General features: G+C 66.0%; 21 protein-coding genes. 4 read left to right on the plus strand and 17 right to left on the minus strand.

Annotated elements, in window-relative coordinates:
• The 15 genes from ACDA63_RS18470 to ACDA63_RS18540 form a co-directional block, all read right to left on the minus strand.
• On the minus strand, window positions 1–1,291 hold a 1,291-nt coding region (locus ACDA63_RS18470), incomplete at its 3' end, for a carbamoyltransferase (RefSeq protein ID WP_373664766.1).
• Window positions 1,292–1,309: 18 nt separating this feature from the next.
• Window positions 1,310–2,389: a glycosyltransferase family 9 protein gene (locus tag ACDA63_RS18475; RefSeq protein WP_373664767.1), complete on the minus strand. Its 1,080-nt coding sequence runs from the start codon at window positions 2,387–2,389 to the stop codon at window positions 1,310–1,312.
• On the minus strand, window positions 2,386–2,970 hold the full coding sequence (locus tag ACDA63_RS18480; RefSeq protein ID WP_373664768.1) for a D-glycero-alpha-D-manno-heptose-1,7-bisphosphate 7-phosphatase: 585 nt from the start codon (window positions 2,968–2,970) through the stop codon (window positions 2,386–2,388). Before ACDA63_RS18480 ends, ACDA63_RS18475 begins: the two co-directional genes overlap by 4 nt.
• A complete protein-coding gene (locus ACDA63_RS18485) occupies window positions 2,961–3,776 on the minus strand; it encodes an SDR family oxidoreductase (protein ID WP_373664769.1) in 816 nt (271 codons plus the stop codon). The genes ACDA63_RS18480 and ACDA63_RS18485 overlap by 10 nt, the downstream gene beginning before the upstream one ends.
• Before the next feature lie 15 nt (window positions 3,777–3,791).
• A complete protein-coding gene (locus ACDA63_RS18490; RefSeq protein WP_373664770.1) occupies window positions 3,792–5,111 on the minus strand; it encodes a glycosyltransferase family 4 protein in 1,320 nt (439 codons plus the stop codon).
• A gap of 59 nt (window positions 5,112–5,170) precedes the next feature.
• Window positions 5,171–5,668 carry a hypothetical protein gene (locus ACDA63_RS18495; protein ID WP_373664771.1) on the minus strand — a complete coding sequence of 166 codons (498 nt, stop codon included), beginning with the start codon at window positions 5,666–5,668 and terminating at the stop codon, window positions 5,171–5,173.
• Between the two features lie 41 nt (window positions 5,669–5,709).
• Window positions 5,710–8,367, minus strand: coding sequence for an ATP-binding cassette domain-containing protein (locus ACDA63_RS18500; protein WP_373664772.1), 2,658 nt, complete (start codon window positions 8,365–8,367; stop codon window positions 5,710–5,712).
• A 3-nt stretch (window positions 8,368–8,370) separates the two neighbouring features.
• Complete coding sequence (locus ACDA63_RS18505; protein WP_373664773.1) at window positions 8,371–9,252, minus strand: glycosyltransferase family 2 protein; 882 nt, start codon at window positions 9,250–9,252, stop codon at window positions 8,371–8,373.
• Window positions 9,249–9,971, minus strand: coding sequence for a PIG-L deacetylase family protein (locus tag ACDA63_RS18510; protein ID WP_373664774.1), 723 nt, complete (start codon window positions 9,969–9,971; stop codon window positions 9,249–9,251). Before ACDA63_RS18510 ends, ACDA63_RS18505 begins: the two co-directional genes overlap by 4 nt.
• A 123-nt stretch (window positions 9,972–10,094) precedes the next feature.
• Window positions 10,095–10,991 carry an NAD(P)/FAD-dependent oxidoreductase gene (locus ACDA63_RS18515; RefSeq protein WP_373664775.1) on the minus strand — a complete coding sequence of 299 codons (897 nt, stop codon included), beginning with the start codon at window positions 10,989–10,991 and terminating at the stop codon, window positions 10,095–10,097.
• 24 nt (window positions 10,992–11,015) lie between these two features.
• Complete coding sequence (locus ACDA63_RS18520; protein WP_373664776.1) at window positions 11,016–11,522, minus strand: DUF4142 domain-containing protein; 507 nt, start codon at window positions 11,520–11,522, stop codon at window positions 11,016–11,018.
• Between the two features lie 16 nt (window positions 11,523–11,538).
• Window positions 11,539–11,718, minus strand: a complete 180-nt coding sequence (locus tag ACDA63_RS18525) for a hypothetical protein (protein WP_373664777.1) — start codon at window positions 11,716–11,718, stop codon at window positions 11,539–11,541.
• 42 nt (window positions 11,719–11,760) lie between these two features.
• Entirely contained in the window at window positions 11,761–11,967 is a 207-nt protein-coding gene (locus ACDA63_RS18530) for a hypothetical protein (RefSeq protein WP_373664778.1), read from the minus strand.
• A gap of 9 nt (window positions 11,968–11,976) precedes the next feature.
• On the minus strand, window positions 11,977–12,735 hold the full coding sequence (locus ACDA63_RS18535; protein ID WP_373664779.1) for an SDR family NAD(P)-dependent oxidoreductase: 759 nt from the start codon (window positions 12,733–12,735) through the stop codon (window positions 11,977–11,979).
• A gap of 16 nt (window positions 12,736–12,751) precedes the next feature.
• On the minus strand, window positions 12,752–12,943 hold the full coding sequence (locus ACDA63_RS18540) for a DUF2795 domain-containing protein (RefSeq protein ID WP_373664780.1): 192 nt from the start codon (window positions 12,941–12,943) through the stop codon (window positions 12,752–12,754).
• Between the two features lie 270 nt (window positions 12,944–13,213).
• Here ACDA63_RS18540 and ACDA63_RS18545 point away from each other — a divergent pair, with 270 nt between their 5' ends.
• Entirely contained in the window at window positions 13,214–13,537 is a 324-nt protein-coding gene (locus ACDA63_RS18545; RefSeq protein WP_373664781.1) for a hypothetical protein, read from the plus strand.
• 106 nt (window positions 13,538–13,643) lie between these two features.
• On the opposite strand, the gene ACDA63_RS18550 is transcribed toward ACDA63_RS18545, so the two are convergent.
• Window positions 13,644–14,327, minus strand: a complete 684-nt coding sequence (locus ACDA63_RS18550) for a LuxR C-terminal-related transcriptional regulator (RefSeq protein ID WP_373664782.1) — start codon at window positions 14,325–14,327, stop codon at window positions 13,644–13,646.
• A gap of 715 nt (window positions 14,328–15,042) precedes the next feature.
• Between ACDA63_RS18550 and ACDA63_RS18555 the strand changes: the two genes are divergently transcribed.
• The 3 genes from ACDA63_RS18555 to ACDA63_RS18565 all read left to right on the plus strand — a co-directional run bounded on the left by ACDA63_RS18555 (window position 15,043) and on the right by ACDA63_RS18565 (window position 19,564).
• Entirely contained in the window at window positions 15,043–18,360 is a 3,318-nt protein-coding gene (locus ACDA63_RS18555; RefSeq protein ID WP_373664783.1) for an ATP-binding protein, read from the plus strand.
• On the plus strand, window positions 18,357–18,983 hold the full coding sequence (locus ACDA63_RS18560; protein WP_373664785.1) for a response regulator: 627 nt from the start codon (window positions 18,357–18,359) through the stop codon (window positions 18,981–18,983). Before ACDA63_RS18555 ends, ACDA63_RS18560 begins: the two co-directional genes overlap by 4 nt.
• Window positions 18,984–19,150: 167 nt before the next feature.
• Window positions 19,151–19,564, plus strand: coding sequence for a type II TA system antitoxin MqsA family protein (locus tag ACDA63_RS18565; protein ID WP_373664786.1), 414 nt, complete (start codon window positions 19,151–19,153; stop codon window positions 19,562–19,564).
• 58 nt (window positions 19,565–19,622) lie between these two features.
• Here the strand turns inward: ACDA63_RS18565 and ACDA63_RS18570 are convergent, their stop codons facing one another.
• Window positions 19,623–20,402 carry a slipin family protein gene (locus ACDA63_RS18570; RefSeq protein ID WP_373664787.1) on the minus strand — a complete coding sequence of 260 codons (780 nt, stop codon included), beginning with the start codon at window positions 20,400–20,402 and terminating at the stop codon, window positions 19,623–19,625.
• Window positions 20,403–20,404: the final 2 nt, after the last annotated feature.

Raw genomic sequence — 20,404 nt, forward strand, 5'->3', positions numbered from 1 at the left:
CGCCCAAGGCCCGCGGGCCGAACTCCATGCGTCCCTGGAACCAGCCGATGACTTTGTCCTGTGCGAGCAGCGCGGCGGCTTCATCCGCCACGTTGTGCAGGCGCCGATAGCGCACGCGGGTCCACTTCAGGAAAGACTCGATCTCTTCATCGCCGTACGCCGGCCCCAGATAGGCGTGTTCCATCACGTAAGGCTTGATCTGCCCGACCGCCTGCCGTTCGGCGTAGTCGATCCAGAGCGCGGCGCCCAGCGCCGTGCCGGCGTCGCCGGCCGCAGGCTGCACCCAGACGTTCTCGAATGGGCCGATGTCGCGCACGCGTGCGTTCATGACGCAATTGAGCGCCACGCCGCCGGCCATGGCGAGGTTAGTGCTGCCGGTCTCGGACTGCAGCCAGCGCGCCATGTCGAGCACGGTCTCTTCGAGCACTGCCTGCAGGGAGCGGGCGATGTCGTAATGCAGCGCCTCCAGCGGACCGCCGCGCTGGCGGGGCTGCCCGAAGCGTTCGACCAATTGCGGCGGCAACACTTCATAGGCGCCGTGCGGGCGGCGGCGGATGATGTCGCGAAATTGCTCCACGTAACGCGGTTCGCCGAACGAAGCCAACGCCATCACCTTGTATTCGTCCGACGAGTGGAGGAATCCGAGGTAGCGCGTCACCTCCTCGTACACCAGCCCCAGCGAGTGAGGCAGGTCGATCTGCCGCAGTCGATGGTACTTGCCCTCGGCATAGTGACCGAAACTCGTGGTTGCGCGCTCGCCGCGCCCGTCCATGGTGAGTACGGCGGTTTCGTCGAAGGGCGCCGCGAGAAACGCGCTCGCTTCGTGCGCGAGATGGTGTTCCACGAAGCGCCAGCGCGGCTGGACCCAGTCATGGTCAACACCCGCAAAGCGCTTCTGCAAATGCAGCGGAGCCCCCGACACGAGCTGTCGCGGCGCGTTGACGACGTATGACATGAACAACGGGTCCCACGGCGAACGATGCCCGTTCGCGGCGCGCCGTGCCGACGGTTGCAGCGGCAGGGCGATGGTGGCTGCGTCGCTGTAGCCGTCGAGCAGGCGAGGATCGAACGAATAGGCGATGTGGTCGACGTCGCGCAGCGCGATGCCGGCCTCCGCCAAGCAGTAATCGATGGCATGGAAGGGCAGTTCCCACGTGGAAAAGGGCAGGGGTCGCTTGCCATGCTTGATATGTGTGAAGCGCTCGTCTTCGGCTGCGGCGATGACTTGCCCGTCGTGGACGAGGCAGGCGGCCGAATCGTGGTAGACCGCGTTGATGCCAAGCGTATACATGGCAGGCTCCCGAGGAAATCAGCAAGGCGCAGGCTCGCGCCAGATGGCGCGCGCCGCCGCCGCCACTTCATCCGGCGGCACGCCGGTCAGGCACGCATGGTGTCCGGCCGGGCAGACGCTCTTGTAGCAATACTTGCAGGGCACATCGCGATACAGCACGCGGTTGTCGACCATCCACGGCGTGTGCTGCGGGTTGGTCAGCGCATAGAGGTCCACCACCGGCGTACCGAGCGCGGCGGCCAGATGCACTGGACCGCTGTTGTTGGCGATCAGCACGCGCGCGCCCTCGATCAGCGCGCCCAGCTCGCCCAGGTTCAGCATGCCGGCCAGACTGCGCGCACGGGGATGGCCGATGGCATCGAGCAGGGCGGCGACGTCGGCAGCCTCCGCGCACGAACCGGTGAGCACGATGTAGCCATCGAAATCATCCAACAGCAGGCGCGCGGCACGTGCATAGGCCTGTGGCGGATACATGCGCGATGGTGCCGTCGCCCCCGCATGCAGCACGAGGTACGGCGTGCCGCCGTCGATGCCGGCATCGGCAAGCGTCGTGGCGAGGCGATCGCGCGCGGTGGCGCCCGGCCGGAAGACCAGTTTCTTGTCGTGAACGACAGCGCCCACGTGGGCCACCAGATCGAGCTGCCGGCGCACTTCGTGCCGGATCTGCGTTTCGGGTTCGCGCTCGGGCACCCAGTCCGACAGCAGCGCGTACGGGTTCTCGCGGCAATGCGCGAGCACCTGCGGAATGCCGGAGAGGCGGCACATCAAAGCGGCAGGGAGCGGATTCTGGCTGTAGACGCTGAAGATCACCGCGGCATCGAAACGGCACGCACGCAGCGTGGCGATCATGGCGTCGTCATCGATGAACGTGCCGTGCTGCGCATGCTTGACCCATGGCGCGTCGTAGGCGATGACGTCGTCGACGCAATCCAGATGCGGCGCCAGCGCCGCGCCGGCGCGCGAGGCCAGCAGCGTGATGCGCCGTCCGGGCGTGGCATCGCGCAGCGCGCGCATGGCCGGGGTGGTCATGAGCACGTCGCCCATGTTGTCCAGCCGGATGGCCAGCACGTTGTGCGCGTTCTGCCACGTCGTCGTCATGCTGCCTGCCCCCGGTACAGGGCGCTGGCGATATGCAGCGCCGCGTCGTGCAGATCATCGGCGATCGCGTCCGGCACGCGTGCGGCGCAATCCTGCCGCCATTCGGTCTCGCCGCCGTTGTCGACCAGTATCGATTGGCAACCCGCGCGATGGCCGGCCTCCACGTCGTCGAGAATGTCGCCGATGAACCACGAGCGCGACAGATCCAGTCCAAGCTCGCGCGCAGCGGTCAACAACAGTCCCGGCGCGGGCTTGCGGCAGTCGCAGTCGCGGGCATATTCCGCCACCGTTCCCTGTGGATGATGCGGACACCAGTAGCAACCGGACAGGCGCGCGCCGTTGGCGGCGAACATCTCGTGCAGGCGATTGGTGACGCCGCGCAGGCGCGCATGCTCGAAGCATCCACGCGCCACGCCGGGCTGATTGCTCACCACCACCAAGGGCATGCCCAGGCGGCCCAGCACGTGCAGGGCGGCCGCCGCCTGCGGGGCGAACTTCATCAGTCGCGGCTCGACGTTGTACGGCACGTCCTGCAGCAGCGTGCCGTCCTTGTCGAGGAATACCGCCGGTCTCAGGGCCATGATGTCTCCCGCATGGGCAACACCATCATCTCGGGAATCACCGTCTCGGCCGGCTGCGACAGCGCGAAGCGCACCGCGCGCGCCACGTTGGCCGGGTCCTGCAACACGGTCGGGTCGATATCGGGAAAGCGATCGAGCAGGAATGGCGTGCGCATGCCGCCGGCCACGATGGCGGTCACCTTGACGCCCTGCGGACGCAACTCGGCATGCAAGGCATGCGACAGGCCCAGCAATCCCCACTTGGTGGCGTGGTAGGCAGCGGCGTTCGGCCACGCGCGCCGCGATGCGGTCGAGGCGATGTTCACCACGTGCCCGCCGTGCTGGCGCAACTGGGGCAGCGCTGCCCGCGTGAGCATGAATGGCGCGCTCAGGTTGGTCGCCACCACGCGGTTCCAGTCGCGGATTTCCAGCTCTTCGATCGGCAACGTGATGTCGATGGCGGCATTGTTGATCAGCACGTCGATCCGCCCGAACGCCGTGAATGCGCCGTCGACGGTGCGTGCGACCGACGATTCATCGGTAATGTCGGCAGGCAACGCCATGACCCGCGCACCGCTGTCGTTCAGGCGCTGCGCGGTCGATTCGACCCCGGCGGCATCGCGGTCGACCGCGACGATGCACATGCCGTCGGCCGCCAGCGTCTGCGCGATGGCCGCGCCCAGGCCGCGCGCGGCGCCGGTGATGATCACTACGCGCTCATCGCGCTCATCGCGCTCATCGCGCTCATCGCGCTCATCGCGCTCATCGCGCTCATCGCGCTCATCGCGCGCATCGCGCGCATCGCTCTTTTGCTGGCTGAGTGTCATGTCATGCTCCTGGCATCAGATGCCCATGGACATCGGGGCGGAAGAGGGCGCAACCAGGGTGTCGACCGGCGCCTGCTCGTCGAATGCGCCGGCGTCGGCAGACTGCGCGACCGCGGTGTAGACCGCGATCAGTTCATCGGCCACCTTGGCCCACGTGAAGCACGCCTCGGCGCGCGCATGGCCTGCCAGTCCCATGCTGCCGGCCAGCGCAGGATCGTGGTACAGGCGTGCCAGACAGTGGGCCACGGCCAGCGGGTCGCGCGGCGGAACGAGAAAGCCGGTTTCGCCATCGACGACGCTGAAGCCGATGCCGCCCACCTCTGCGCCGATGACCGGGCGCGAGCACGCCATGGCCTCTACGGGTGTGATGCCGAACGGCTCATACCAGGGCGTGGTCACGAAGACGTTGGTGGCGCAGTAGTAGTGCGCCAGTTCGTCGCGGTCGCGCTGTCCGACGAAGTGCACCTGATGGCGAATGCCCAGGTCATGCGCGATCTGCGACAGACGGGCGATCTCCGGCGTGGCGACCGGGTCCGGTTCGTGGGTGTTGCCGCCGACCACGTACAGCGCAGCGCGGATGTTGTGGCGGTCGCGCAGCGCCGCGATCGACTCCACCACCGTATCCACGCCCTTGCGCGGCACCATCCGCCCGAGCTGGAGTACCGAGAACTCGCCAGCGGGCATGTCGAGCAGCATGCGCGAGTGCCGGCGCGACAGCGGGCGGAACTCGTGCGAATCGAAGCCGCACGGCACGACGTGGACGCGCCACGGGTCGACGCCGTAGAGGCGGCGCATGTCGGCGAGGTCCTCGGGGCACTCGGCGACGATGGCATCGGCTTCGTCCATGGCGGCCTGCTCCATGGCGAAGCGCGAATCGGGAAAGCGGTCCGCCTCGCGTTGGTGTTCGCGGCGTACGCGGCCCAGCGCATGGAAGGTCACCACCAGCGGAATGCCAAAGGCCCGCCGCAACTGCAGGCCGATCCACGCCGACATGAAGAAGTTGGCGTGAATGACGTCATACGACAGCGCCTGCCGGCGCATGAAGTACTGCATCCAGTCCGCGAAGTCGTCGACGTATGGCAGCAGTTCTTCTTTCGGAATGCAACGCGCCGGACCTGCCGGTACATTAACCACGCGCACGCCCGGCAGCCACTCGATGACTTCCGGCTGTGCCGCAGAATCCCGGCGAGAGAAAACATCTACCAGCCAGCCGCGCGCGGCGAGCTGTCGCGCCACGTGGGCGACATAAACATTCTGCCCGCCGCAATCGACACTGCCGCTTTGTGCGAGGGGTGAGGCATGTTCGCTGATCAGTGCGATTCGGGTCGGGATCATGGATGTCCTCGCGGATTCACTATAGTGGTGAGCCACCGTCCGCAACCCGCGTGCCCACATCAAGCGACAAACAGCCTCGAGGCGCTGCGATCGTGGGTGTCGCGTGCCAAGGCCCGCAGGCACGCTGCAATGGCGCACGAGAAGGCTTCGTCGTACCACGGGTGAAATCCGCTCATGGCCACGACAATGCCATTGAGCGACACGCCACCCCATAGCAGAACGTCGCCTTCGCGAAGAACATGCGCGCACGAAGTCTGGACGGCGTGGCTGTCCATGCCGTGCTGCCAGCTCAGCCGTGCCTTGGCGCGCGCAAGACCGGCGTAATCGACGTCCCATTTGTCGCGCTCGCCCAGCGATCGCTCGTACAGGATCGCTTCTTCGAAGCTGCTGACAGCCGGTGTGCGGGCGGCATCCATGACGACGATGTGAAGGCACCCACTGTCACCGCAGCGTTGCACCTTCATGGCCGCTTCGATGGCGGGGAGGACCATGTCGACGGCGTGCGCGGCGGCCGCGTGATCGGCAAAGTGACTGCGCGGGGGCGTTGTGGCGGGCATGTTCTTCTCCGTGAACGTAAAAAGTGAAAGACGCGATCGGCTCACGCATCCGTGGCGCGCCGGGCTGGCTGGCTGACCAGGCTGGCAATGCCGGCGAGCAATTCCTGCGGTGCGACCGGCTTGGCCATGTGCAACTGGAAACCGGCGAGCAGGGCACGCATGCGATCGCGCGACGATGCCAGCCCCGTCAACGCGATGGCGGGCAGCCGGCGGCCCGGCGGTACCTGGCGTTGCTCTTCGAGTTCGCGCACCTGACCGATGACTTCGTACCCGTCTTCGCCGTCCGCCAGCGAGATGTCGCACAGCAATGCCTGCGGCCACTGTTCGGCCGGCGTGGCGGCGAGCCAGGCCAGCGCGGCACGGCCCGAAGCAAACGGGCGCACCTCGATGCCTTCGGGGATGAGCACTTCGCCGAGCAGTTGGCGCGCTTCGTCGTCGTCATCGATGCACGCCACGGTGACGCCGGAGAGCCCCGGCACGTGCGATGCTGTTTGAATCGAAGCGGGCGCCACGGCGCGCAGAGGCACCTCGAAGACCATGCGCATCAGTGTGTCGTCGCGCGTGACAGAAAACCTGCCGCCATTGCGCGCCAGCAGATCTTCGGCGTCGACCACATCGAAGACCGGCTTCGCGGCGGCGCCTTCGGCCGACGGCAGTCGCTCGCGCACCGCACCTTCCAGCGTCAGCAATGCGTTGGCCCCTTGCCGTTGCAGGTGAAGCTCCATGCTGCCGGCCTGGCCGACCGCGTCGATCATGTGCGCCATGGCGTCCCAGATGGCCTTGTGCAGCGCCGTCAGGTCGCCGGTGATGCGCATCGCCTCGGGCGCGATGCTGGTGTAGAGCTTGATGCCACGCTCTTCGATGCTGCCGCGCAGTCCGTCGATCACGTCGGCGACCAGCGAAGTCAGATTGAGCGGCTGCCGTGCCAGCCGTTGGGCAGTGAATTCGAGATCGCGTTGCTGCTGCTGCAGGCGCCACATCTGCGCGTATACGCCCGACTGCGCGAGCAGCGCATCGTGCGTGCCGCGCTCGACGATGTAGCCGTGCTCCATGACGAGTATTTCGTCGGCATCGACCACGGTCGACAGACGGTGGGCGATCAGCAGGCTGCTGCGGTTCTTTGCCAGGCGGTTCAGTTCGTCCTGGATGGCGCGCTCCGAGCGCGTGTCGAGTGCGGCCGTGGCCTCGTCGAACACCAGGATCGGCGGGTTCTTGAGGATCGCCCGCGCAATGGCGATGCGTTGGCGCTCCCCGCCCGAGAGCTTCACGCCGCGTTCGCCGACGAGCGTGTCGTACTGCTGGGGTAGCGTGCGTATCAGCTCGTCGATCTGCGCCGCGCGGGCCGCGTCGATCACTTCGGCCATGCTCGCGCCCGGCCGCCCGTAGGCGATGTTGTAGCCGATGGTGTCGTTGAAGAGCAGCGTGTCCTGCGGAACGATGCCGATGGCGCGCCGCAGGCTCGCCTGGCTGACCGAGCGCACGTCCTGCTCGTCGATGGTGATGCGCCCGGCACCGACGTCGTAGAAGCGGAACAGCAGGCGGGCCAGCGTCGACTTGCCCGAACCGCTGCCGCCGACGACGGCCACGGTCTTGCCGGCCGGGATCGTGAACGACACGTCGTGCAGGATCGGCCGGTCCGGTTCATAGGCGAAGACCACGTTCTCGAAGCGCACGTGGCCTGCGCGCACACGCAGCGCGGGCGTGCCCGCCTGCTCGACCACGTCCGGCCGCTGGTCGAGCAGACCGAACAGGCGCTCGGCGTTGATGGTGGCGTCCTTGGCCTCGCGGAAGATGAAGCCCAGCGAATTGAGCGGCAGGCAGATCTGCAGCACGTAGGCGTTGATCAGCACCAGGTCGCCCACCGTCATGCTGCCGCGCACGACGTATTGCCCTGCCAGCAGCATGATGGTGGCCACGCTCACCGCGATGATGGCGCTCTGCCCGATGTGCAGCGTCGACAGTGCGCGCTGGTTCATGACGCCGGTGCGCGCCCAGTGGTTCATGATCGAGCGGAAGCGCTCCATCTCGCCGGTCTCGCCGACGTAGAACTTCACCGATTCGTAGTTGAGCAGGCTGTCGACGAGCCGGCCGTTGGCGTTCGAGTCGAGGCGGTTCATGGCGCGCTGAAACACCGCCCGACGCTGTGTGAAGACCACCGTGAAGACGGCGTACACCACGAAAGTGATCACCATGATCACCGTGAACAGATAGCTGTATGCCACCGCCAGAATGACCACCACCGACGCCATTTCGATGAGCGTCGGCACGATGGTGAACAACGCCACGCCGAGCAGAAAACCGATGCCCGTGGTGCCGCGTTCGACGTCGCGCGTCAGCGCCCCGGTCTGACGCTGGTTGTGAAAGCGCGGGCCGAGATCGTGCAGATGCGTGAAGGCGCGCACCAGAAAGTCCGCCACCGTGGTCTGAACCACGCGCGCGAAGATCACGTCGCGCAACTCGCCGAACAAAGTGCCGAAGAAGCGCAGGATGGCGTAGCCCAGCAGGAGGAAGACCGGCAGCGTCAGCGCCACGTTCTGGGCGCTGAACTGGTCGACGATCTGCTTGAGCGCCATCGGCACCGCCACCGCCGACAGTTTGGCGAGCACCACCAGGCCGATGGCGGCGAGCGTGCGCCTGCGGAAACGCCAGATTGCCGCACCCAATGTCATCCACACGCGTTGCGAGGTGCGGTCGGTCATCGATCAGCTCCGCGCAACGTCGGGCGGGCCTTCGACGGCCGCCCACATTTCGATGACGCGCGCCGATACGACGCGGCGCGCAGCCAAAGCCGGCGCCAGCCCGCGCACGGTACGCCACAGGCCGGTCAGCAGCAGGCGGTCGCGCCGCAACTGGCGAAGCATCTTCCACGTCAGCCGCCAGGCCCAGCGGGCCGGCATGCGCATCCAGGCGATCCAGATCGCATTGCGGGCCAGCAGCCAGCGCCGCCCGGTGGCGTCGCGCACCGGGGACGGATCGTGCCAGGTGACCACTTGCGGGCAGTACGCCATGATCGCGCCGCGCTCGGCCAGATCGAGCGCCAGCAGCATTTCTTCGGCGCCGATGAACAGCCTTTCGCTGTAGCCGCCCGCGGCGCGAAACGCATCCACGCGCATCACGCAGGCGCCGGCCATGAAGCCCAGGATGCGCCGCCCATGCGTGCCGTAATCGCCCAGCGGGCTGCGCGCCATCGGCACGCAGGCGGCATCGTCGCGGCGGTGCGGGCCAACGAGCACGTGTGCCGATATGACGGCCAGCGCAGGGTCGGCGTCGAGCAGATCGGCGGCATGATCGAGCGCGCCGGGTTCCCAACGGGTGTCGTCATCGCTGAAGGCTACATACGGCGTGCGCACCCGCGCCACGCCATGGTTGCGACCCGCCGCGCCCAGATTGCGGTCCAGGCGCACCAGCCGTACCTGCGGGAAGTGCGCAGCGATGGCCAGCGCCGTGCCGTCGCTCGAACCATTGTCCACGGCGACCACGGACGGAGCGCCGGGCAGGGCGATCAGGCGCGCGAGTGTGGTCAGCGCCTCGTCGCGGCGGTTGAAGGTCAGCATCACGACGGTGACGCGCCGTTGCAGGCTCATGGGCCATCGCTCCGTTCGATCAGCCAGTAGCGTTCCGGATCGGCCAGGTCGTCCAGTCCGCCGGGGGGAAAAGCCTTCCACTGGCTGCGGTAGCAGCGGGCCGCATGTCGCTTGAGGTCGCCCCCGGCGTCGCCCGGCAGCGTCACCGGCGTGGCGACGAGTCCGCTCGCGGCCAGTTCGACGATGCGCGACTGCACCTGTCCGGGAATGCGGCGGTAGATGGCATCCTCGAAGGCCAGCAGATGCACATTGCGCGCCGCAAGCGCCATGCATGCGCGCCACGTCGCCCGGTGATCGGCATGAAACAGGCCGAGCGGGAAGATCAGCGCTGGCAGGGCAGCGCCCAGGAAGGCCTGTCGCAAGGCGCGAAAAAGCGCTGCCTCGTCCAGCGCCTGCCCGTACTGGGCATCGCAGAACGGCAGCCACGCGCCTTCGGCGCCCAGTACGCGCAAGGCTTCGGCGTCTTCCGCGCGACGTGTCGCCAAGGCATGGTGCGCATCTCGGAATCCGCAGCGCGAGTCCCATTCGGTGACCATCGACCCGTCGACGGGCGCGCCGCCGAACACCGTCACTACCACGGCGCGCCGGCATTGGCCGATGAAGGCCCCGCAACTGAAGACCGCATCATCGAAATGCGGCGAAAGGAACAGCGCATCGCGCAATGTGCCGACCAGGCGCTGCGGATTGGGTGTGCCGTTGCGGGCGTTGTCCATCGACATGCTGGGAGTCCGGGAGTGCCGACCCGCAGCCCGCCGCATTTTCAGTGCCGCGTTGGAACGCTGTGGTGACGCCGTGCCACGACGTAGAAATTGCACGGCGGCGGTAGAAGTTACGTGGAGTCCTCACGCGTGCGTGCCCAGCCGCACCTGCAGGGCAGAGGCCGTGATCGCGGCCTTGCCCACGGCGACGGCGATCTGGTTGATGCCGACGGATAGATCTCCGATGGCGTACAGCCCGTCGACATTGGTCTGGCCGTGCTCGTCGGTGACGACATAGCCGGCCTCATCGACGGCGGCGCCCAGTTGTTGTGCCAGGTGGTTGTGCACGCGGGTGCCCAGCGCGCAATACAGGGAATCGTAGTCGTCGCGGCCGTCGGCATGTTCGACCTGCACGCCGCCTCGATCCAGCATGAGGCCCGACAAGGGGCTGTCGGCGAGCCCGAGGCCATCGTCGAGCATGCGCGCGCGCGTGGCTTCGTCGAATTCCACGTGTCCATGCAGCGGAATCACCGTCACGCGTTCCGTGAATTGACGCAGGTAGCGCGCTTCACCCAGCCCGCCCGCGTCGCGCACGACCACGCCCACGCGCTTGCCGGTGACTTCGTAGCCGTCGCAGATGGGGCAGTAGCGCAGGTATCCGCGCGCGATCGCGGCGTCGACTTCCGGCATGTCGAGCGTTTCGTCCGACACGCCGGTGGCGAGCACGACGTAGCGCGCGTCCACGGAGAAGTCTTCGCCCACGGCGCGAAAGCATTCGTCCGTTTTGAAGACCTCGACGATGGTGCCTTCATGCACGCTGCCGCCATAGGCTTCCAATTGCTGGCGAAGCCGGCGCAACAAGGTCGGCCCGGGCAGGCCGCGCGGAAAACCGGGGTAATTGTGTGACAGCGGAATGCCCAGCAGGCGCGTGTTGCCCGCGTCGACCACCATCGCTTCGCGGTGAAAGCGGCGCAGGTACATGGCGCAGGTCAGGCCCGCCGCACCGCCGCCGATGATCAATATCTCAGTGCGGTGCTGCATCGGGCCTCCCGGTGCCGCGGCGTGTCAGTGCACGGCGCGATTGAGGTCCTTGGCCATGTCCAGGTGCATGCGCACCGGCGTGAGCGTGCGCGTGGCGAAAGCCTTGAGGTCGGCATCGTCGCCGCTGCGCGATTCCTTGACCAGCAGGTTGACCGTCTCTTCGTGCGCCTTGACGCCCACCTTGTCGGCGTAGAGCTTGTCGAAGTCCTTGCCGCTGGAGGTCTTCAACAGTCCCAGCAACTTGGCCTGCTCTTCCGACACCGACGGCGGCAGAGTTCCGCCCTTGGCCGAGACGATGCTGATCAACTCCTGGTTGGCCTTGCTGTGGTCTTCGACCATGCGCGCGGCAAACGCCTTCACTTTCGGGTCGCTACTCTGTGTTTCGGCAAGCTGGCTGGCCTGTACTTCGGTCATGCCTCCCTGCGCGGCCTTGGTGATGAATGCCTTGTCGTTGGCGGTCAGGCCTGCGGCCCCTGCGGTGGACAGGGCGCCGCCGGCCATAGCGGCGATGACGATATGTCTGAGCTTCATGTGCGTCTCCTTGGCGTCAGGGCGCAGGGTTCGAATCCGATTGCGGGGACGGCTCACCCTCGCGGCCGGGGTGCGGCGCAGCGGGTGGCGTCGAGTCCTCCGGGCGCTGAAGCGGCGGCGGCACGATGCCCAGTTCCGTCAGCAGTGCCTCGGCGAAACCTTCGTGTTCCTTCGGCGTGTCGTGATCGCGTGTCATGGATGCGTCCCCCTGCCTGTGCCGCAACTGCCGTTCCCGTGGCTAGCGTGTGACGCGCGCAGCGCCACGTGCGCGGCGCCCCGGCGTGATGCCACCACGTATGCCGCCGTCGACATGTTCGATGCTGCTGGGCGAGGCGGGCTGTTCGTGCAGGGTCTCGGTACCGGTGGTCTGGCCGGCGCCGACGTCTTGGGCTACATCGTCGTCGCCGATGTGCGGATCGGCGGAATCCGGGCTCTGTGTGGGCATGGAGTCACCTCAGTTCTGTGGCGGTTGGCCGTTGGAGGCCGTCAGGCCGCCGTCGACCGGCACATTGGCGCCGCTGATGAAGCTGGCGTCATCGCTGGCGAGGAAAGCCACCACGGCGGCGACTTCGCTGGGCTCGCATACGCGCCCGAGCGGCACGCGTTCGCGGAATTTCGTCAGCACGGCTTCGTCGGTCATCATGTCGCGCGTCATGCCGGTGCGCGTCAGTCCCGGGCACACGGCGTTGACGCGCACGCCGTCCTTGCCCAGGTCCAGCGCCAAGGCGCGCGTGAGATTCACCACGCCGCCCTTGGCCGCGTTGTACGGGCTCATCCCCCAGTCGGCTCCGAGTCCCGATACCGATGCCGTATTGACGATGCACCCGCGCCGTCGGCGCAGTTCCGGCAAGGCCGCGCGACAGCCGTAGAACACCGAATCGAGATCGGTCGCAATGACCTTGTGCCAGTCTTCGTCGGTAATGTCGGCCGGGTCGCCGGCGGCAAAAATGCCTGCGTTATTCACGAGCACGTCAAGGCCGTTGAAGCGGGAGACGGTCTGCTCGACCACCTCCTGCATCGCGCGCGGCGTCGAGACATCGAGCTTGCACACCATCGTGCGCGCCTCGGGCAGCGACTTCGCCACGGGCGTCGGGTCGTTGCGATCCACCAGTACGACGTTGGCACCTTCCTCGGAAAAGCGCCGCGCCACGGCCTCGCCGATGCCAGAGGCCGCGCCGGTCACGATCACCACCTTGTCGTTGAAGCGCTCCATGGCGTCGCTCCGGCGATCAGTGGTGCGCAATGGCTTTGCTGATCTGCGCCGGCGTGCGGTATTCATCGTCAGGCAGATTCTTCAACGCCTCGCGCACTTCGTCGCTCGCGCCGTGAGCGTCGGCCTGCCGGCGGATCTCGTCGGCACTGGCCGGATAGTCCATGCCCTTGAGGCACTTCTGTACCTGGATTTCGATTGGTTGATTCATGGCGGCTCTCCATCGTGGGTCTTGTCACGCTGCGCGATGGCGCAGGCAGTGTCCTGACGCCCGCAGCGCGCGTGCCGGGTACCTCTTCGGGCACTGACCTGGCCGCGCACGCTCCCTATACCGCCAGACGGTGTGGAATTCCTGCAACGACAACGCAAAAGGCGAGGCATCCATGCAATACCCCAACCACGTGGTCAAGCTCTTTCAGGCATGTCATGTCGACAGCGCCGGTCGGCCGCTCAGGCAGGATGGCGAAGTCGGCCCGCTGACGTGGGAGGTGTTGTTCGGCGCGCAGGCGGTGACAACGCCGGTCTGCCCGCCGAAGTGCTCAAGGTGGCTGCCGGGAAAGCGAAGAAGGTCCGCGAGCAGCCGAGCAACGGCAATCGGGGCCGCAGGTGGACCTGTATCTGCGTAGCGTCGGGCTCGATCCGGGTTCGCGATGCCCGAGGCGTGGTAGCTCTTGGACGCCACGATGAACAACTGCGTGTCGGTCGCCGCCGTGCCGTTGTCGTGCAGCTTGATGGCGCGGCTGCCGCCGGCTTGGTCACGTCGATCTCATCCGTCACGCGCGCGGCATTTTCGTGGCTGTCGTGATGCGCGGGGATAGAGGCGATCCGTGTGTCATTTCATGGATGTTGAGCGCGCGTGACAACCGCCATGGCTGCAAGATGCTCGGCGCGGTCCTGCGAGCACGCGCGCATCAGGCGTATTCGCCGCGCCGCAGTGCCTGGGTGACGTCGTGGCGTCCGGCCAGGGCGGCCAGCGACGGCATGCTCAGTTTCTTGAGCGCGGCCACGCGATGATGGCTCACGGTCTTCGGACTCAAGCCCATGTCGGCGGCCACATCGAGATTGTTCCTGCCATCCAGCAGCGCCAGCACCACTTCGATTTCACGCCGGGTCAGTCGCGCCGCGTGCGAATGCGGCAGGCATGTGAAGCCCGAAGCGGCCAGCCGGATCGTCGTGGCCAGATCGTTCAGGGCCGATTCCTTGTACATGAAGCCCTTGATGCCGAGTTTGGCGAGCGAAGGCGTATAGCGCATGTGGTGACCGTCGCAGAACAGGAGCACGTTCGGGTGATAGGGCAGGGCGACCAGGTCGCGCACGAACTGCAGGTCGTCGTTGTTGGCGATGAAGGGGTCCGTCACGATGACGTCCGGCATCAAGCGTGAGGCGGTTTGCAGGGCTTCATCCGGGCGGCGGACCGATGCCACCAGCGTGAGCGAGAGATCATTCTCGAGCAAGCCGCGTACGCCGACATGAATCATGGGGTGCGGGTCCACGATCATCACGGCGTGTGTGAGGGTCGTGCGCGGGGCCATCAGGGATGAGGGGTGGGTCGCCGCGGAAGTCAGTGAGGCGGCGGTGGATTCGAGATAGGACATGAAGGCCTCCATGAGAACAAGCGGTTTCGAGGCCTAGAAATTTCTCATTCACACCCTGCCGCTGTACATGAGACGAGTCGCAGATCGAGGGGCACGGCGGTGCGCGAAACACATCGCCACAGCCGCGAATCCATGCCCATGCAAATGGTATTGAGGGTTTTCTGATCGCGTGGAAATTTTCCGATAGATGTGTTGAAGCTCATTCGCCCCTTGCGATGTCCCGGAAAGACAGGTCCGCATATCTAAAAGACATATGCGCCGATCTGCGCGCATTCTGGCCAGTCTGTTCGCCCGTCGACGACGGCGAGAATGCCTGATCGCGGGGCCGCACAACGTTCGATACTGAACGATCCATCGCGCGACGACGCGCTTGCGTTGCGCGCGTGTTCGCAGGGATTGAATCCGGCCGATTTTGCTTCACTGCCGCACGGCTTATCCGCATTCCATTCGAATGAGCCGTGCTCTATAAAGAAAACGCAGAAATCGCGGCGTTGTAGGGGAAACTTCGGACAAAAATGGTTTGTCGATCTCTCATGGCACCTGGGTCTGGTCTTGCCGAGAAGTGGCGGTCTTTTTGGCGACAATGCCATCCATGTCGCTGGAAAAGTCTCAATCCACCTTATGCGTCGCGGGTCATGCCTGTCGGCACTGGCCGCGCTGCACCTCACACGACATTGGAAACTGTCCGCTCGGCAAAACGATGCGAGGCCTGCGCATGGCGCATTCGATGGAGGTGCAGGACATGCGTTCGGTAAGCGAACGGGGTGCTCAACAGGACGACGCTCACCTCACCGAGCAGAGGCCGCCGGCGCTCGTCCAGACGTTCTCCAGGCTGCTCTGCGTCGGCATCCTTGCCACATTGGTGGCCTACCTGACCTTGCTCGGTAACGCCATTCTCGAACGCGAGTTCGGCTGGCGATACGCCGAGCTCGTACGCCTGCAGGATACCCATGCTCGCATCGTCGGCTATACGCAGCGGCTGGGCGAGAGCCTGTCCGGGGGCCAGATCCCCTTTCTGCGACTGGCATCCGACATAGCCATACCGGACAAGAGCATTGTTAACGTTCCTGCCACAGCATGGACGCACTCATTCAGTTTCGTCGCCGCGAGTCGCGAACTTGTCACGCAGGAACGCCTGTTGGCCGCGTGGCGCATGGCCATCCACGAATTCGCTGCCTGGCAACAGGGCGGACCTACCGTTACCACGGTCTTTCTTTCCAGCAAGGGCGACTTCGCCATCCGTATTCCAGCGCTCGATGACACCAGCGAAGCGCCCGAAGTCTATCTCGCGCGCGATCGGCAACTGCTGGAGCGATTCATTGAATTCCGGCGCGATCTCGACTGGAACCGTCAGGTTCTCGTCGTGCCCGGCGCCAGCGTCAAGGAAGCGACCAACATTTTCTACTACGTCAAACCGGTAGCGGCGGTCAGTGGGGCGTTAGCGGAGGGCGGCACCATGATGGTTGCCGCCAACGCCAGGCAGTACAGCATATTGAGCAACGTCGCCATGCACATGGCGCAGAACTTCGCCATCTACTTGCCCGACGGGCGGCCTCTGTTCGTCGGCGCGGGCGCACGCGACATTCGGCCACAAATTTCCGGCCCGGCCGGGCAGAGAGAACGCTACGACTTTCAACTTCGTCGGGTACTCATCTACTCGCGTGACGGTCCACTGACCATCGTCATGGCCGTGCCCTATGGCGATCTCGTCGGGCCCTATGCCTGGCGCATTGCGCTGCCCATCGCTGCGGCGCTGCTCGCCCTGGCGTTGGTGATGTTCGGCAAGTGGCGCATCTATCGCGACATTCTTCGACCATCGGCCGCGCGATTGCAGCAGTTGCGCGATAGTGGCGCGCTCGTCACGACGGTGTTGCAGGCCGCACCGGCCGGCATCTTCGTGCTCAAGCACGGCCAGGTCGAGCCTTCCATTGCCAACGATCGCGCCCGCGCGCTGCTGCAGCGACCCGTCGTCGGTGACGCGCGGCACCCATTGCTTGGCGAACTGATCGGTCGCGACACCTCGCCCGCGCCGGGCGAGGTACGGGTGACGCTGCCCGACGGGCAAGCTTGCGATCTGCTCGTCACCAGCAGTCAGATCCAATATGGCGGAGAATCGGCACGCCTGTGCACGCTCACCGATATTTCGGACAACAAGCGCGCCGAGGCCGCGCTGGTGGAGGCATCCACGTCCGCCGAACGCGCCCGCGCGGCGGCCGACGCAGCCAACCAGGCCAAAACCTTATTCCTGTCGACGATGAGCCACGAGATCCGCACGCCGTTGCACGGCATGCTCGGCACGCTCGAACTGATGGGTCATGCCGATATGCCGGCGTCCCAGCGGCGCTGGCTCGAGCGGGCGGAGGGCTCCGCCCGCAGCCTGCTCGAAGTCGTCGATGAAGTGCTTGATTTCTCGAAGATCGAATCTGGCGAGATTCACCTCGAGCACACGCCTTTCGACCCCGTGGCGCTCATCGAATCTGTCGTGCTCGCCTACGCTTCGCTTGCCCACCAGAAAGGACTCGTCCTGCAATGCGCCCTGAGGCCTGACGTCGATATCCGGCTCCTGGGCGATCCCGGGCGGCTGCGGCAGGTCGCCTCCAATCTGCTCAACAATGCCATCAAGTTTACCGAGGTGGGGCGGGTATTCGTCCGGCTCGACATCGACATGGGCGCGGACGATGACGAGAGCGATGACTTCGATGATGCGGACGATGGTGGGCCCGTGGCCATGCCGCAGGCCGCCATCCGCGTTCAGGTCGCCGACTCTGGCATCGGCATCGCGCCTGAACAGCAGCGGCAGCTCTTCGAGCCATTTGTCCAGGCGCGCGCCGGCAACACCCCGGGCACCGGCCTCGGACTTGCCATCAGCCGACGGCTGGCCAACCTCATGCACGGCGACATCGACCTGGTCAGTACTCCTGGCGTCGGCAGCTCATTCGTGCTGCTGGCGGATCTCTCCGTCGAACGCGTCCAGCCCGTCGCTGCCGTACTCGAGGGCATACGTGTCGTTCTGCGCGCATCGGTGAGAGACATTCGCGACAACCTCACCAACCTGCTCGCCGCGCGCGGCGCCGAAGTGCGCCTCCAGGGCGATCCGCTGCCCGGCGACGCCGAGCCCGGCCAGTACCTGCTCGTCGTCAGTGACGACGACGTCCGACCCACGCGGGAAGAGGTCGGCGGCTATGCGGCCGTCGTACAGCTCACCAGCCTGCCACTGCTCGACGAAGACGAAGCCTGGCTCTTCGAGACAGACCCCTACAGCCACGCCAACATCGTCGATGCCGTCCTGCGCGCTGCCGGCCGTCGTGTCGCGCACGCAGCGCACACCACAATCACCACGCGCAGTCTCGGTCTGCATGTGGCGGTCATCGACGATCACCCGGTCAGCCGCGAACTGCTGGCCGAACAGCTCGCGCACCTCGGATGCAAGGCTTACTGTTATCGCGACGCCGAAACTGCTCTCAAGGATCTCGCCCGCATCGATGTCGACGTTGCGCTCGTAGACATCAACCTGCCGGGCATGAGCGGCTATGACTTCACCCGTCAGGCGAAGCGGGCAGGGCACCTGTGGCCTGTCATCGGCACTTCGGCCAACGCCGTTCTGACCGAATCGCAGCGTGCGCGCGAAGCCGGCATGCACGACTACCTCGTCAAACCCATCAGCCTCGAACAACTGCGTGCCGCCCTGGTCAAGCACGCGCCCGCCGAGCCCGCCGACGTCGGCTCGGCGGCCGACAGGCTGGGGGATGCGGGCGGGGTGATCCACAGCGAGCATCTGCGAAAGACCTTTCTGCGCGCGCTCGATGCCGACTGGCGCGCGCTCAACCAGGCCGTCGGCCAGAGCAATTTCGCCGTTGCCACCGAACACGCCCATCGACTCAAGGGCGGCTTTGCCGTCATGCACATGGCTGCCGAAGCCGCACTGGCCGAGGCCATCGAACAGGCCGCGCAGCGTGCGCAGCCCGACACCTTGCGTGCAGGCGTCGAACGACTGCGCCCATGCGTTGCTCGACTCATGGAGGAACCACAATGATCCGCATCATCGTCGCCGACGATCATCCCGTCGTGCGTGCCGGCATCGTCGCTGTGCTCAAGAGCGCGCCCGATATTTCCGTCATCGGCGAAGCCGATGGAGTGGGTGCTCTCACGGCGCTGGTTGCGGCCGATCCGCCCGACATGATCGTGACCGATTACCAGATGCCCGACACCGACGGCAACGACGGTGCGCGCATGCTCCGATTCCTGCGCCAGCGCTATCCGCGCGTGCCGGTCATCGTCCTGACCATGCTCACCAATCCGCTCGTCTATCGGCTCATCCTCAAGCTCGACGCGCGCGGCCTGCTGGTCAAGAGCGGCGAGACCACGCAATTGCTCGAAGCCGTCAGGGTGGTGCGCGCGGGGCGGCGCTACATCAGCCCGGCCATATCCGCCGCGCTCGAAGAACGCAGCGACGCCCAGCTCAATGCCGATCTTTCGCTGCGCGAAACCGAAGTCATCCGCCTTTTTGCAGGCGGACTCACGGTCAACGACATCGCACGCCAGCTCGAACGCAGCAAGAAGACCATCAGCCATCAGAAACGCAGCGCCATGGAGAAGATCGGCGCCCAGTCCGATCAAGAGCTCATCGAATTCGTCATTCGCTCCGGTCTCGTCTGACCGCGCGCAACGCCAGCGCAGCATGTCGGCGTTCTCATTGGGGGCTTACGCCAATGGCGTAATACGCCGTCATCGAGCGGGGCCCGCGCACAGTGTGGCAACGCGACGGCGAAGCGTCGGGCACATCACTCAGTGCCCGGCGGCCCAGTCATCGAGGAGCTCCCGACATGCACCCCGCCATACACTGCCCCGCCTGCGGCGGCGCCGAACTCGTCGCCGACGCGCGCGACCTTCCCTATACCTGCCGCGACCGTACCGTTGTCATTCCCGAGGTCCGCGGCCTTTACTGCATGAGCTGCGGCGAGGCGCTGCTCGGCGCCGAGGAGTCTGCCCGCGTCATGAACGCCATGCGGGCTTTCTCCCGCCAGATCAACGTATGCGCCGCCGGTGCCGAGCTCATCGTGCGGGTACGCAAGCAGTTGCGGCTCAGCCAGACCGAAGCCGGCATGCTCTTCGGCGGCTCCGCCAGCACGTTCTCGCGCTATGAGAGCGGCCGCGTCCGGCCACCGCCCGCGCTGGTCAAACTCTTCAAGCTGCTCGAGCGCCACCCGGAGTTGCTCGCCGAGATCAAAGACGCCTGATCCGCACGGAGCGGGCCGATTCAACGCCGGAGCCGGTCCGGCGAATCAAGCGTCAGCCTCAGGCGGCCGGCGCGCCATCCTTGGTGCGTCCCACTGCATCCGCGAACACGCGGGCCAGGTCGGTGGGGAAGGGGAAGACGATGGTCGAGCTGTTCTGGGCGCCGATCACGGCCAGCGTGCCGAGGTAGCGCAGCTGCATGGCCTCCGGGCGTTGGGCAAGTATGTCGGCGGCTTCAAGCAATTTCTGCGCGGCCTGCTGCTCACCCTCGGCGCTGATCACCTTGGCGCGACGTTCGCGTTCGGCCTCCGCCTGCCGCGCGATGACGCGGACCATGCTCTCGTTCAGATCGATGTGCTTGATCTGCACGCTGGCGACCTTGATGCCCCAGGGATCGGTCTGCGTGTCGAGGATTTCCTGGATGTCATGGTTGAGCTTGTCGCGTTCGGAGAGCATTTCGTCGAGGTCGTGCTTGCCGAGTACCGAACGCAGCGTCGTCTGTGCCAGCTCGCTGGTGGCCTGGCCGTAGTTGGCGACCTGGATCACCGAGCGCTCGGGGTCCACGACGCGGAAGTACATCACCGCGTTCACCTTCACCGAGACGTTGTCGTGCGAAATCACATCCTGCGACGGGACGTCGAGCACCATCGTCCGCTGGTCCACCCGGACCATCTGCTGCACGTAAGGAATCAGCAGGATCAGGCCCGGCCCCTTGACGCCGGTAAAGCGGCCGAGCGTGAAGACCACGCCGCGTTCGTACTCGCGCAGGATGCGTACCGCTGCGCCCAGCAAGAAGATGAGCAGAGCGATGATCGGAGCGAAGAAAGCGATATTGGCCATGG

It is taken from the genome of Uliginosibacterium sp. sgz301328 (assembly GCF_041807905.1).
Taxonomy (GTDB): domain Bacteria; phylum Pseudomonadota; class Gammaproteobacteria; order Burkholderiales; family Rhodocyclaceae; genus JBGVSA01.